Source organism: Dermacoccus sp. CCH2-D9 (assembly GCF_001556795.1).
GTDB lineage: Bacteria > Actinomycetota > Actinomycetes > Actinomycetales > Dermatophilaceae > Dermacoccus > Dermacoccus nishinomiyaensis.
On sequence record NZ_LSJT01000034.1, the window covers coordinates 1 to 13,527 of the forward strand.

The window sequence follows — 13,527 nt, forward strand, 5'->3', positions numbered from 1 at the left end:
CGGGCAGAATCCGTCCCGAGTCCGCCACCGCCGGCTCCGAGGCCGCCGCCTCGAGCGCAGGCAGCACGCGGGTCGAAGCCTGATGCAGGGTTCGTCGAGGACGGCTCTCTCCGCGGCCCGGCAGGTGCTCAACGGCACCCTGTCCGGCCCCGGTGACCCGATGAACACGGCTCGTGAGCTCTTCGCGGTCGTCGACGTCATCGATTCCAACGCGACGCTGCGTCGCGCGCTGGGTGACCCGTCGCGCGAGAGCGAGGCCAAGCGTGGCCTTGTCCAGCGTCTGTTCAGCGGCAAGATCGGCTACGACGCGATGGCGGTCGTGACGGCTGTCGCCGGTGAACGCTGGTCGAGCGAGCGCGACCTCAGTGACGCTCTGGAGCGTCTTGCGGTCGAGGCCGCCACCGCTTCGGCGGAGAAGGCCGGTCGCGCGGATGCTTTCGAGAACGAGCTGTTCCGCTTCGAGCGGACCGTCGCTTCCGACGCGGGCCTCAGGGATGCCCTGTCCGACCGCTCTCGCAGCGGTGCGGACAAGGCCGGGCTCGTCGCCCGTCTGCTCGAGGGCAAGGTCGCCCCCGAGACGGCGCTGCTCGCCACTCGCGCCGCAGGCTCCCCCCGTGGGCGCGGTTTCGAGCGGGCCATCGAGGAGTTCCTCGAGGGCGTGGCCGGGCGCCGCGGCCAGTCGAGCGCGATCGTCACGAGTGCGGTCGAGCTGACCCCGGAGCAGAACGAGCGGCTGCGCGCGGCTCTGACGAAGATGTACGGCAAGCCCGTGCAGACGAACGTCGTCATCGACCCCTCGGTCGTCGGCGGCATCAAGGTGGCTGTCGGTGACGACGTCATCGACGGAACGATCGCGCGTCGCCTCGACGAGGCCCGCGCGCACCTGTCCGGCTGATCGACGCCCAAAGAATTGCCGCATCCGCGGCCCTGAGCCAAGAAGCACGGCGCCCGATGCGGGCCCATGACAAGGAGTGATGATGACGGAGCTTTCGATCCGTCCGGAGGAGATCCGGGATGCACTGAACGGTTACGTTCAGTCCTACGAGCCCGGCGCGGCCTCCCGTGAAGAGGTCGGCCGCGTCGTCGATGCCGCTGACGGCATCGCACACGTCGAGGGTCTTCCCTCGGCCATGACCAACGAGCTGCTTCAGTTCGAAGACGGCACGCTCGGTATCGCACAGAACCTCGACGTCCACGAGATCGGCGTCGTCATCCTGGGTGAGTTCGGCGGCATCGAAGAGGGCCAGAGCGTCAAGCGCACGGGCGAGGTCCTCTCGGTTCCCGTCGGTGACGCGTTCATGGGCCGCGTCGTCAACCCGCTCGGTCAGCCGATCGACGGCCTGGGTGACATCGAGGCCGAAGGCCGTCGCGCCCTCGAGCTGCAGGCGCCCACCGTCGTCCAGCGCAAGTCGGTCCACGAACCGCTCATGACGGGCATCAAGGCGATCGACGCCATGACGCCGGTCGGTCGCGGTCAGCGTCAGCTGATCATCGGTGACCGCAAGACGGGCAAGACGACGATCGCCACCGACACGATCATCAACCAGAAGCAGAACTGGGAGACGGGTGACCCGTCGAAGCAGGTTCGCTGCATCTACGTCGCCGTCGGTCAGAAGAACTCGACCGTCGCCGAGGTCCGCGCCACGCTCGAAGAGGCCGGCGCGATGGAGTACACGACGATCGTCAACGCTCCGGCGGGTGACGCGGCGGGCTTCAAGTACCTTGCTCCGTTCACCGGCTCGGCGATCGGCCAGCACTGGATGTACCAGGGCAAGCACGTCCTCATCGTGTTCGACGACCTGAGCAAGCAGGCCGAGGCCTACCGCGCCATGTCGCTGCTGCTGCGCCGCCCGCCGGGCCGCGAGGCCTACCCCGGTGACGTGTTTTACTTGCACTCGCGTCTGCTCGAGCGTTGCGCGAAGCTGTCGGACGACCTGGGTGCCGGTTCGATGACGGGCCTGCCGATCATCGAGACGAAGGCCGGCGACGTCTCGGCCTACATCCCGACGAACGTCATCTCGATCACGGACGGCCAGATCTTCCTCCAGGCCGACCTGTTCAACGCCAACCAGCGCCCGGCTGTCGACGTGGGTATCTCTGTGTCGCGTGTCGGTGGTGCGGCCATGACGAAGGCCATGAAGGCCGTCACCGGTTCGATCAAGGTCGACCTCGCACAGTTCCGCGAGATGCAGGCGTTCGCCATGTTCGCCTCCGACCTCGACGCCGCGTCGCGCCGTCAGCTCGCTCGCGGTGAGCGTCTCATGGAGATGTTCAAGCAGCCGCAGAACAGCCCGTACCCGGTCGAGGACCAGGTCGCGTCGCTGTGGGCCGGTACGACGGGCAAGTTCGACGACGTCAAGACCGAGGACGTGCAGCGCTTCGAGGCCGAGTGGCTCGAGTACATGCACCGCAACCACGGTGAGTTCATGATGGCGATCCGCGAGAGCGGCAAGCTGGCCGACGACGGCAAGGACGTCTTCGCCGGTGCGATGGACGACTTCCGCAAGCAGTTCCAGGCGTCGTCCGACCACGGTGGTGAGGGTTCCGAGCAGTTCGACGAGATCGCTGCGGACCACATCAACCAGGAGAAGATCACCAAGCACAAGCCGTGATCTTCGTGATCGCACCTCGGCGGGTGTGACGAGCACCCGCCGAGGTCGGCCGCCAGGTCGACACCACCACCCAAGCCAGCACCAGTACAGAGAGGCGGAAAGCTATGGGAGCGCAGCAGCGGGTCTACCGCCAGCGCATCCGGTCCGTCCAGGCGACCAAGAAGATCACGCGCGCGATGGAGCTCATCGCTGCCTCGCGCGTGGTCAAGGCGCGCGAGGCCGTCGCGAAGTCGACGCCCTACGCCGTGGCCCTGACCCGAGCCGTCTCCTCGGTCGCGTCCTCCACGTCGGACATCGACCACGCACTGACGACGGAGCGCGAGAACGTCAAGCGCGCCGGCGTCCTCATCGTCACGGCTGACCGCGGCCTCGCCGGCTCGTACTCGGTCAACGCGATGAAGGAAGCCCAGCAGCTCATCACCAAGCTCGAGCACGAGGGCAAGGAGGTCGTCCCCTACCTCGTCGGCCGCAAGGGCGTGAGCTACTACAAGTTCCGCCGTCGCGAGTACGAGGCAGAGTGGACGGGCTTCACCGACAGCCCCAAGTTCGAGAACGCCGAGGAGATCGGTGAGCGTCTGACCGCCGACTTCCATGCCGGTGCCGAGGGTGGCGGGGTCGACGAACTGCACGTCGTCTACACCGAGTTCCAGTCGATGGTGACGCAGCAGGCCCGCGTCATCCGTCTGCTGCCGCTCGAGGTGGCCGAGGGTCAGCTCGACCTCGACGGCGACGGCAAGCCCGACGGACCGCTTCCGCTCTACGACTTCGAGCCGAACGCCGAGGGCGTGCTCGATGCGCTGCTGCCGAAGTACGTCACGGCTCGCATCTTCAACGCGCTCCTGCAGTCGGCCGCTTCCGAGCTCGCTGCCCGCCAGCGCGCGATGAAGTCCGCCACGGACAACGCGACCGAACTCATCAAGACCTACACCCGACTGGCCAACCAGGCCCGTCAGGCCGAGATTACGCAAGAGATCAGCGAGATCGTGGGTGGCGCCAGCGCCCTCGCCGATGCCAGCTGACCGCCTTCACGTAAAGGAATCCTCATGACTGCCACCATCAACGAAAGCGCAACCGCGGCCCCGGCCGCGGGCGGCGTGGGCCGCGTCTCGCGCGTCATCGGCCCGGTCGTCGACGTCGAGTTCTCGGCCGACACGATGCCGGAGGTCTACAACCTCCTGACGCTCGAGGTCTCGCTCAACGGCGAGCAGAAGAACATCAACCTCGAGGTCGCCCAGCACATCGGTGACTGGATGGTTCGCGCCATCTCGCTGCAGCCGACGGACGGCATCGTCCGCGGCTCCGAGGTGCGCGACTCCGGCGGGCCGATCTCCGTACCGGTCGGCGACGTCACCCTCGGCCACGTCTTCAACGCGACGGGTGACTGCCTCGACCTCGAAGAGGGCGAGCAGCTCGAGGTCAAGGAGCGCTGGGGTATCCACCGTACGGCGCCCGCGTTCGACCAGCTCGAGTCCAAGACGACGATGTTCGAGACGGGCATCAAGGTCATCGACCTGCTGACCCCGTACGTCCAGGGCGGAAAGATCGGCCTGTTCGGTGGTGCCGGTGTCGGCAAGACCGTTCTGATCCAGGAGATGATCGCTCGAGTCGCTCGCAACCACGGTGGTGTGTCCGTGTTCGCCGGTGTCGGTGAGCGCACCCGTGAGGGCAACGACCTCATGGTCGAGATGGAAGAGGCCGGCGTCCTCGGCCAGACCGCGCTCGTGTTCGGCCAGATGGACGAGCCGCCGGGAACGCGTCTTCGCGTCGCCCTGTCGGCGCTGACGATGGCGGAGTACTTCCGCGACGTGCAGAAGCAGGACGTGCTGCTGTTCATCGACAACATCTTCCGCTTCACGCAGGCCGGTTCCGAGGTCTCCACGCTGCTCGGCCGCATGCCGTCCGCCGTGGGTTACCAGCCGACGCTGGCCGACGAGATGGGTGTGCTCCAGGAGCGCATCACCTCGACGCGTGGTCACTCGATCACGTCGATGCAGGCCATCTACGTGCCGGCTGACGACTACACCGACCCGGCCCCGGCGACGACGTTCGCGCACCTCGACGCGACGACCGAGCTCTCGCGTGACATCGCGTCGATGGGTATCTACCCGGCCGTGGACCCGCTGACGTCGACGTCGCGCATCCTCGACCCGCGTTACATCTCGAAGGAGCACTACGAGACGGCGGTTCGCATCAAGTCGATCCTGCAGCGCAACAAGGAACTGCAGGACATCATCGCGATCCTCGGTATCGACGAGCTCTCCGAAGAGGACAAGATCCTCGTCAACCGCGCTCGCCGCATCCAGCGCTTCCTGTCGCAGAACACCTACGTCGCCAAGCAGTTCACCGGCATCGAGGGTTCGACGGTGTCGCTGCAGGACTCGATCGAGGCCTTCACGAAGATCGCGGACGGCGACTACGACCACGTCCCCGAGCAGGCCTTCTTCATGTGTGGTGGCCTCGACGACGTCGAGCGTCAGGCCGCGGAGCTGGCCAAGCAGGACTGATTCGCGCGCCGCGGCGGGGATGACCCCGAGGCGGCGAGTGAGAATGACGAAGGGCTGGGGGTTTTCGACCCCCGGCCCTTCGTCGTGCATCGTGAGCAGGGCGCGTCGTTGAGTCGCGGCGCGCAGGAATGAGGAGCAGGGATGGATCTGGGTCTGAAGTGGCGGGTGCGTGAGGACGACCTCACGCGCGGTGACGCCGTCGTCGCGCCGGACGAGCGCTTGGCGTGGCCGAAGACGATCGGCATCGGCATGCAGCACGTCGTCGCGATGTTCGGTGCGACGTTCCTCGTGCCGCTGCTGACGGGCTTCCCGCCGTCGACGACGCTGTTCTTCTCCGGCGTCGGCACGGTCGTCTTCCTGCTGCTGACGGCGGGGCGCGTGCCGAGCTACCTCGGCTCGTCGTTTGCGTTCATCGCGCCGCTGACGGCGGCGACGAAGGCGCACGACATGGCGACGGCGCTGGGCGGCGTCGTCATGGCGGGCCTGGCTCTGGCGCTCGTCGGGCTCGTCGTCCAGGTCGCCGGCGACGGCTGGTTGCGTGCGCTCATGCCGCCGGTCGTCACGGGCACGATCGTCGCGCTCATCGGCCTCAACCTCGCGCCTGCGGCGAAGGGCAACTTCATGAAGGCGCCTGTGACGGCGCTCGTCACCCTGGTCGTCATCCTCGCGGTGACGATGCTCGCGAAGGGGCTGCTCGGGCGCCTCAGCATCCTCATCGGTGTGCTCACCGGGTATCTCGTCGCGTGCCTGCGCGGTGAGGTCGACTTCGACGCCGTGGATTCCGCCGCCTGGATCGGACTGCCGCACTTCGCGTCGCCGTCGTTCTCGTGGTCGGTCGTCGGGCTGTTCGTGCCGGTCGTGCTCGTGCTGATCGCGGAGAACATCGGCCACGTGAAGTCGGTCGCGCAGATGACGGACCGCAACCTCGACGACGTCTCGGGGCGTGCGCTGCTCGGTGACGGCCTCGCCACGACGCTCGCCGGCTTCGGTGGCGGCTCGGGCACGACGACGTATGCCGAGAACATCGGCGTCATGGCGGCGACGAAGGTGTATTCGACGGCGGCCTACTGGGTCGCGGCCATCACGGCGATCGGGCTGTCGTTCCTGCCGAAGTTCGGCGCGATCATCTCGACGATCCCGCCCGGCGTCCTCGGGGGAGCGGCGACGGTCCTCTACGGCATGATCGGCATGCTCGGCGTGCGCATCTGGATGGAGAACCGCGTCGACTTCGCCAACCCCGTCAACCTCATGACGGCTGCGGTCGCGCTCATCGTCGGCATCGCCGACTACACGTGGACGATCGGTGACGTCGCCTTTGCCGGCATCGCCCTCGGTACGTTCGCGGCGGTCGTCGTGTTCCACCTCATGCGCGCCGGGGCGCGGGTTTCGGGGGCGCTCGCCGATCCGCTCGCGCCGCTGCCGCACGAAGGTGCGTCCGTCGCGGCGCGTCGGCCGACGCCGACGCGCACGCGGACGGGCGTCGCTGACGACCCCTGTCGCACGGGCGTGCACACCCACCGGGTGGGCCGCGCGCCCCGGCCCGATTCGCCCGCTATCATGGGGGAAATCACCGACTCGAAGAGGAAGCCCGCATGAGCACCCTGAACGTCAAGTTCGTCGCTGCCGACCGTGAGGTCTGGGAGGGCGAGGCGAGCCGAATGATCGCACGGACCACCGAAGGTGAGATCGGCATCCTGCCCGGTCACCAGCCGATCCTGTCCGTCCTCGTCGAGGGCGACGTCGTCGTCGTGCCCGCGCAGGGCGAGCGTCGTACGGTCAAGATCGACGGCGGATTCCTCTCCGTTGACAAGGACGTGGTGACGGTCGTCGCTCAGCACGTCGAGATGGCCGGGGTCTGAGGCGGTTTCGAACCATGGATTCAGCGATGACGGCCGGCGAGATCACTCTCGCGCTGGCCGTCATCCTGGTCTTGCTGGCTCTGGCGGCGATGGTGCTTCGCACGCGCGCCATCGGCCGCGACGGCAACCTCGCCGTCATGGCGGTTCGCTACCCCGGCGCGTCGTGGCGCACCGGGATGGTGCGGTACCGCCACGATCGTCTCGAGTGGTTCTCGTTCCGCTCGATGACGATGTCGCCGCGGCGCACCTGGGCGCGCGGCGACTTCTTCCTCGGTTCGCGCGCTCAGCTCGCGGACGGTGACCGCCCGGCGGCCCTGTCGGGTGACGCGGTGAGCGTCGACGTGCGCTGCGGTGAAGAGGCCTTCACCATCGCCATGGCGCCCGGTGACTACACCGCGATGCGCTCGTGGAGCGAGTCCGCACCGCCCGGATTGCACGCGGACGCCCTGGTCTGAGACCCCCGTCCGGCGTCTCTGACGGTCGACGTCCCGCCCAGCGGCATTGCTTTCGCGGCCTCGACCGCCGCGATGGTCGGGTTTGGCACGGAGAGCGCGCCTCCTTTTCAAGGCCGCCCTGTCGGCCGCACCCCACGTCTGGAGCGGGCTGGGGCTCAGCGCCCCCCGCCGGGCTGCCACAACACGTCGCCCGGGCCTTGGGCGTTGGCGTAGCGCGCGAACACGAACAGGGCGTCCGAGAGCCGGTTGAGGTACCTGGCCGTCAGCGGGTTGACGCCGCCGGGACGCTCGTCGTCGGGCTCGGCGCTCTCGCTCCCGTGGGCGTCGATGGCCGCCCAGCAGGCACGCTCGGCGCGCCGCACGACCGTCCGCGCGAGGTGGAGATAGGCCGCCGCCTGAGTGCCGCCGGCGAGGACGAAGGAACGCAGCGTCGGCAGGTCGGCACCGAACTCGTCGCAGGCGGTCTCGAGTTCGTCGATCCACTCCTGCTGGACGCGCAGGGGAGGGTGCGCGGGCTGTGTCACGAGGGGTGTCGACAGGTCGGCGCCGACGTCGAACAGGTCGTTCTGGATGCGCAGGAGCATTGGGCGCAGCCGCTCAGGCAGATCGGGGGCACACGTGAGCGCGAGGCCGAGCGCGGCGCCCGCCTCGTCCGTGTCGGCGTAGGCGACGAGGCGCGGGTCGTTCTTCGACGTCCGGCTGAAGTCGCCGAGGCCCGTGCTCCCGTCGTCACCGGTGCGGGTGTAGATCGTGCTGAGAACCACCATGCCCCCACTGTGTCACGTGCGCCCGATCGGAGGCGTTCAGACCGTTGCCACTTCGTTACGCCGCGTGGCGAACCTTCACCCGGCGCCGCGCGTCTTTACCAGTGACGGCACCCGCCGGAGGCGACGCCTCCACGCCGGGTGGGGCGCGCAACGCGCCGGCCGTCCACGAACAGCTCGGCCCGCACGGGCGAGTGACGAGGGGGACGATCATGGCCGAGACGACGAGGCGCACGCACGCGTCGCGCTCCGAGACACTCGCGATGGGTGCGCACCTCGTCATCGACCACCCCGTCCCCGGGCGGGAGCTCATCATCGACGGCCCCGTCAGCGCACGCACCAGCGACCGCGTCCGCACGGCATTGCACACCGCACTGGCGGGCGGTGACGGCGACCTCGTCGTCCACCTGGCCAACGCGCAGGTGTGGGATGCGGCCGGGCTGGGCGTCATCGTCGGCGCGCATCACCGGGCCGAGCGTCGGCGGCGTCGCCTCGTCGTCGCCGATGCCTCGCCGCGTCTGTGCCGTTTCCTCGCAGGCACCCGCCTCGACCGGGTCATGAACGTCTCCGGCGCCTGCGGCTACGTCCCGCTGGCGCGCACTGCCTGACGCGTGGCGAAGCCACGACGCACGCGTGCGCCTGGCCTCGCGACCTGAGCACCCCCGAACCTCGAGGCGGATCAGAACAACCGGCGCTCGGAGTCGTCGATGCCCTTGAGCGCGTCGTAGTCGAGCACGACGCAGCGGATGCCGCGATCCTCTGCGAGCGTGCGGGCCTGCGGTTTGATCGTCTGGGCGGCGAAGACGCCGCTGACGGGGGCGATGTGCGGGTCGCGGTTGAGTAGTTCGAGGTAGCGCGTCAGTTGCTCGACTCCGTCGATCGTGCCGTGGCGCTTGAGTTCGACGGCGACGGTGGCTCCGCCCGAGTCCTTGCACATGATGTCGACCGGCCCGATCGCCGTCATGTATTCGCGCCGCATCAACGTGTAGCCCTCACCGAGGGTCTCGATGTGCTGTGCGAGCAGCTTCTGCAGCTGCGCCTCGACGCCGTCCTTGACGAGGCCCGGGTCGACGCCGAGGTCATGGGCCGAGTCGTGATGGACGGTGTGCAACCGGATGCGCAGCCGGTCGTCCGACTTGCCGTGCTGCACGAGCCACACGCTCGTCACGCCGTCGGCGACCTCGACGTCCTCGGGTTCGACCTCGGCCATCGTGCACGGCGGCGCCATCCAGTTGAGCGGCTTGTAGGAGCCGCCGTCGGAGTGGACGAGCACCGAGCCGTCGGCCTTGACCATGAGCAGGCGCTTGGCGAGGGGGAGGTGGGCCTGCAGGCGTCCCTCGTAGTCGACGCTGCATTCGGCAATCACGATTCGCACCGGACAACCTTACGCGTCGGGCTCCGACTGCCCGGCCAGGACGAAGCAGCTGCCGAGCGTGACGACGAACCCCGCGATGGCCAGCGGCCACGTGCCGCCGCGCACGGCGTCACCGAGCAGGGCGAGGCCGATGGCAGCGGGCACCACCGTCTCGATGGCGAAGGTGATGGCGGCGACGGACGTCGCCTCTCCCGCGTCGAGGGCGAAGCCGTAGGCGGTCATCGCGATGATGCCGTGGGCGATGAGCACCCAGAACGGCCAGCTCGCGATCGTGTGCAGGACGTTGCCGTCCCACGGCAGGATGCGCGCGCCGATCGCGATACCTGCGAATCCGAGCCCCGCGGTGACGGCGAGAAGCGCGCTGTTGCGGGCGCGATACGCCGCGTACCCGAACGGCACCAGGAGGGCCGCGACCACGAGCGCGGCGGGGGCCAGCCAGGTCGGCACCCCGGTGGCGTGACCCTCCTTGGCGCAGACGGCGAGCATGACGAGACCGACGCCGACTCCGACGAGCGCCATGATCTCGCGTCGCGTCAGCTTGGCGTGCAGGACGACGACGGCGAGCACGGCCGTCACCGCGACCGACCCGGCGATGACCGACTGCACGAGGAACAGTGGCAGGGTGCGCAGGGCGCCGCTCGAGGCGAGGAAGGCCACACCGTCGAGCGCGAGGCCGACGCCGTACAGCCAGCCGAAGCGCGCACGGGTGATGAGGTCGGCGCCGTCGGGCGCCTCCCTCATCCGCGCCACGCCGATCGCCTGGACGATCGTCGCTCCGCCGTAGGCGAGGGCGGCGACGAGGGCGCCGAGCAATCCGAAGATCATGAGGTCATCACGCGGTAGATCGTCCCACGAGCGGTTGGTCGTCGCATCTGAAAGACTGGGCGCATGATCAACACAGTGGGTGTCATCGGGCTCGGCACGATGGGTGCCGGCATCGTCGAAGTCTTCGCCAAGGCGGGGCTCAGCGTAATCGCCGTCGACGGTTCGGCGGAGCTCGCCGAGCGCGGCAAGGGGTTCCTCACGAAATCCCTCGGGCGTGCCGTGACCAAGGGCAAGCTCTCCGAGAGTGAGCGTGACGAGATCGTCGGCCGCGTCGCGTTCGGCGACGACCTCGCCGCGATGAAGGACGCCGACCTCGTCATCGAGGCGGTGCCGGAGCTGCTCGAGATCAAGACGTCGATCTTCACGACGCTCGACGACATCGTTCGTGACGACTGTGTGCTCGCGACGAACACGTCGTCGCTGTCGATCACCGAGATCGCGAAGTCGACGAAGGAGCCGTCGCGCGTCATCGGCATGCACTTCTTCAACCCGGCGCCGGTGCTGCCGCTCGTCGAGGTCATCCACTCGCTGCTGACGGGCGTGAAGGTCGTCGAGGACGTCCGCGAACTCGCCGTCCGCCTGGGCAAGAAGCCGGTCGTCGTCGGCGACCGTGCGGGCTTCGTCGCGAACGCGCTGCTCATCGCCTATCTCGCGCGTTCGATCCGCGCCTACGAGACGGGTCTCGCCTCCCGTGAGGACCTCGATGCTGCGATGGCGGCCGGTGTCGGCTTCCCGATGGGCCCGCTGACGCTGTGCGACCTCATCGGCCTCGACGTCGTCCACGAGGTCTGCGGCGTGCTGTACGACGCGACACATGATCCGAGCGTCGCGTCGCCGCCGCTGCTGCGTCAGATGGTGGCGGCCGGCTACCTCGGTCGCAAGAGTGGCAAGGGCTTCTACACGTACGAGGCGGCCGGCTCGGGCACCCTCGTCGCCGACGAGCGCACGCCCGGTGAGAGCAAGGCGCACAGTGGCCGCGTCGGTCTCGTCGGCGAGGGTGAGCTCGTCGACTCGCTCGCCGAGGAGATGTCGTCAGCGGGCCTCGAGCTCGTGCGGGTCACGGCGGCTGACGAGGCGTCGGCGCTCGAGGACGTCACGTTCGTCTTCGCCGTCGACGGCGGCGTCGAGGATGACGGGTGCTGCGGCGGCTCGTGCGCCTGTGGTGACGAGTGCTCGTGCGGTCATGTCGAGGGCGACGTCTCCGAGCACGCGCTGCAGATCGATGAGAAGCCGCTCATGCGCGCCGTGCGCGACGCGATCGGTGACGGCGGCGTCATCGCCACGCTCGGTGAGGGCGCGGCGACGGAGGCCGCGACCGGTGAGCCGTCGCTCGATGCGCGCGTCGTTCCCGTCGTCCTGCGTGAGAAGCAGCGCGCCGGCCAGGTGCTCGAGATCGGCCGCAGCGTCGCCATCGCGGACGACGCGGTCGAGGCCGTTCGCTCGCTCGCCGCGGCTGCGGGTTGGACGCCGGTCGTCGGCAAGGACCGCGCGGGCCTCGTCGTCGACGCGCTGCTCTACCCGCACCTCAACGACGCGGTGAAGATGTTGGACTCGGGCTACGCGAGCGTCGAGGACATCGACACGGCGATGAAGGCCGGCTGCGGTTACCCGAAGGGCCCGTTCGAGTTGCTCGACGAGGCTGGCTACGACGACGTCTCCGGTGTGCTGTCGGAGATGTACTTCGAGGCGGGGGAGACGCACCTCGTGCCGTCGCCGCTGCTGACGGAGCACCTGCTCGCGGAGCGGTCCTTCCGAGGCTGATGCCACGGCGCAACAACAGAGCGCAGGACGAGACGCGCGGCGACGTGAGCCGCGCGTTTCGTCCTGTCGACACGGTGCAGACCTACGCGGGCGGCCAGTGGACGGTGCGGGTCCTGCGCGGTAACGCCGACGGCAAGATCTACACGTGCCCGGGGTGTCAGCAGCAGTTGGCGTCATCGCTGCCGCACGTCGTCGTGTGGCCGAATGATCGGCTGGGTGACGTGACGGATCGTCGTCACTGGCACACGAGTTGCTGGCGAGCGCGAGATCGCCGTCCGCCGCGGGGTTCGTGGCGGTGAGTGTGCGCTCGCGGTCGCATAGGGTCGAGGGCGGACGACGAAGTCCGGGTTTCGTCGTGATCGTCGAGGAGGGGCGTTGAGCCTGCAGGAGATTCGCTCGAACACGGTGCTCGCTGCGCGCCGTCAGGACGTCGAACTGCACACCGCCGACGGGTTGACGCTCGTCGGTGAGTTGGCGCTGCCGCTCGAGCGAGACCCGGTGGCCACGCTCGTCACGCTGCATCCGCTGCCGACGCACGGCGGTTTCATGGACAGCCATGTCTACAAGAAGGCCGCCAACCGGCTGCCGGCGCTCGCGGACATCGCGGTGCTGCGGTTCAACACGCGTGGCACGTCGTCGCCGCGCGGGACGTCGGAGGGTGCGTTCGACTCGGCTGACGGCGAGCGTTTCGACGTCGCCGCCGCCATCGAGTTCGCGGAGTTCCACGAGTCGCCGGCGCTGACCAATCGTTGGCTGGTGGGGTGGAGCTTCGGCACGGATCTGGCGCTCATGCACGGGCTCGATCCGTCGATCGAGGGCGCGATCCTGCTGTCGCCGCCGCTGCGGTGGTCGCAGCCCGAGCACCTGGCGGCGTGGGCCGAATCGCGCAAGCCGGTGACGGCGCTCGTGCCCGAACTGGATGACAACCTGCGCCCCGACGAGGCGCGCGAGCGGTTCGCGGCCATTCCGCAGGCTGACGTCATCGGCGTCGATGGCGCGAAGCACCTGTGGGTGGGGGAGAAGTACGTGCGGCGCGTGCTCGACGAGATCGTGCGCATCGTCGCGCCGTCGAAGCTGCCCGAGGGTGGCCTGCCGACCGAGGTCGACGCTTCGCTCGTGGTCGAGGGCTGAGTCGACACTGAAGCGGTGGGCGCCTCTTTGAGTCCCGTAGTGGCTGTCTCGGACCGGTTGTCGACACTGACGTTCTGCGCCGCGAGGTTCTGCACGTCGTTCTGCTACCCCCTGACCGGGGCATGACCACGTGCAGACCCACCCCAGCTTGAGTGGTGCAGAAACGACGGCGGATTCAACCGGTCAACGCACCATTGATGGTGTTCAGGCTATCGGTGAAGACATCGTGGGATGAGGCCCA

General features: G+C 68.6%; 14 protein-coding genes. 11 read left to right on the plus strand and 3 right to left on the minus strand.

What is annotated here, in order from left to right; all coding sequences use genetic code 11:
* Positions 1–82 precede the first annotated feature (82 nt).
* From AX669_RS02540 to AX669_RS02570, 7 genes are all read left to right on the plus strand, one after another.
* Positions 83–895 carry a F0F1 ATP synthase subunit delta gene (locus AX669_RS02540; protein ID WP_062256364.1) on the plus strand — a complete coding sequence of 271 codons (813 nt, stop codon included), beginning with the start codon at positions 83–85 and terminating at the stop codon, positions 893–895.
* 82 nt (positions 896–977) lie between these two features.
* Positions 978–2,612 (plus strand): F0F1 ATP synthase subunit alpha, encoded by a 1,635-nt coding sequence (atpA, locus tag AX669_RS02545; protein ID WP_038570542.1) that lies wholly within the window; start codon positions 978–980, stop codon positions 2,610–2,612.
* Positions 2,613–2,716: 104 nt separating this feature from the next.
* Positions 2,717–3,631, plus strand: coding sequence for a F0F1 ATP synthase subunit gamma (locus AX669_RS02550; RefSeq protein ID WP_006946039.1), 915 nt, complete (start codon positions 2,717–2,719; stop codon positions 3,629–3,631).
* Between the two features lie 24 nt (positions 3,632–3,655).
* Complete coding sequence (gene atpD / locus AX669_RS02555) at positions 3,656–5,116, plus strand: F0F1 ATP synthase subunit beta (RefSeq protein ID WP_062256367.1); 1,461 nt, start codon at positions 3,656–3,658, stop codon at positions 5,114–5,116.
* A 141-nt stretch (positions 5,117–5,257) separates the two neighbouring features.
* The gene (locus AX669_RS02560) at positions 5,258–6,712 is read left to right on the plus strand and encodes a uracil-xanthine permease family protein (protein ID WP_082740513.1); all 1,455 of its coding nucleotides are present in this window, start codon (positions 5,258–5,260) and stop codon (positions 6,710–6,712) included.
* Positions 6,709–6,975: a F0F1 ATP synthase subunit epsilon gene (locus AX669_RS02565; RefSeq protein WP_062256369.1), complete on the plus strand. Its 267-nt coding sequence runs from the start codon at positions 6,709–6,711 to the stop codon at positions 6,973–6,975. The genes AX669_RS02560 and AX669_RS02565 overlap by 4 nt, the downstream gene beginning before the upstream one ends.
* Positions 6,976–6,989: 14 nt before the next feature.
* Positions 6,990–7,430 carry a DUF2550 family protein gene (locus tag AX669_RS02570; protein ID WP_006945926.1) on the plus strand — a complete coding sequence of 147 codons (441 nt, stop codon included), beginning with the start codon at positions 6,990–6,992 and terminating at the stop codon, positions 7,428–7,430.
* A 155-nt stretch (positions 7,431–7,585) separates the two neighbouring features.
* Here AX669_RS02570 and AX669_RS02575 read toward each other — a convergent pair whose 3' ends face one another.
* Entirely contained in the window at positions 7,586–8,197 is a 612-nt protein-coding gene (locus AX669_RS02575; protein ID WP_062256371.1) for a cob(I)yrinic acid a,c-diamide adenosyltransferase, read from the minus strand.
* A 209-nt stretch (positions 8,198–8,406) separates the two neighbouring features.
* On the opposite strand from AX669_RS02575, the gene AX669_RS02580 reads away from it, so the two are divergent.
* The gene (locus AX669_RS02580; RefSeq protein WP_062256373.1) at positions 8,407–8,802 is read left to right on the plus strand and encodes an STAS domain-containing protein; all 396 of its coding nucleotides are present in this window, start codon (positions 8,407–8,409) and stop codon (positions 8,800–8,802) included.
* A gap of 71 nt (positions 8,803–8,873) precedes the next feature.
* Here the strand turns inward: AX669_RS02580 and nucS are convergent, their stop codons facing one another.
* Positions 8,874–9,569, minus strand: a complete 696-nt coding sequence (gene nucS, locus AX669_RS02585; RefSeq protein ID WP_038567383.1) for an endonuclease NucS — start codon at positions 9,567–9,569, stop codon at positions 8,874–8,876.
* 9 nt (positions 9,570–9,578) lie between these two features.
* Positions 9,579–10,394: a hypothetical protein gene (locus tag AX669_RS02590; RefSeq protein ID WP_038567386.1), complete on the minus strand. Its 816-nt coding sequence runs from the start codon at positions 10,392–10,394 to the stop codon at positions 9,579–9,581.
* A 63-nt stretch (positions 10,395–10,457) separates the two neighbouring features.
* On the opposite strand from AX669_RS02590, the gene AX669_RS02595 reads away from it, so the two are divergent.
* From AX669_RS02595 to AX669_RS02605, 3 genes are all read left to right on the plus strand, one after another.
* Positions 10,458–12,155, plus strand: coding sequence for a 3-hydroxybutyryl-CoA dehydrogenase (locus AX669_RS02595; RefSeq protein WP_062256375.1), 1,698 nt, complete (start codon positions 10,458–10,460; stop codon positions 12,153–12,155).
* 44 nt (positions 12,156–12,199) lie between these two features.
* A complete protein-coding gene (locus AX669_RS02600; RefSeq protein ID WP_231729374.1) occupies positions 12,200–12,454 on the plus strand; it encodes a hypothetical protein in 255 nt (84 codons plus the stop codon).
* Between the two features lie 76 nt (positions 12,455–12,530).
* On the plus strand, positions 12,531–13,286 hold the full coding sequence (locus AX669_RS02605; RefSeq protein WP_006946044.1) for an alpha/beta hydrolase: 756 nt from the start codon (positions 12,531–12,533) through the stop codon (positions 13,284–13,286).
* The last annotated feature ends 241 nt before the right edge of the window (positions 13,287–13,527 follow it).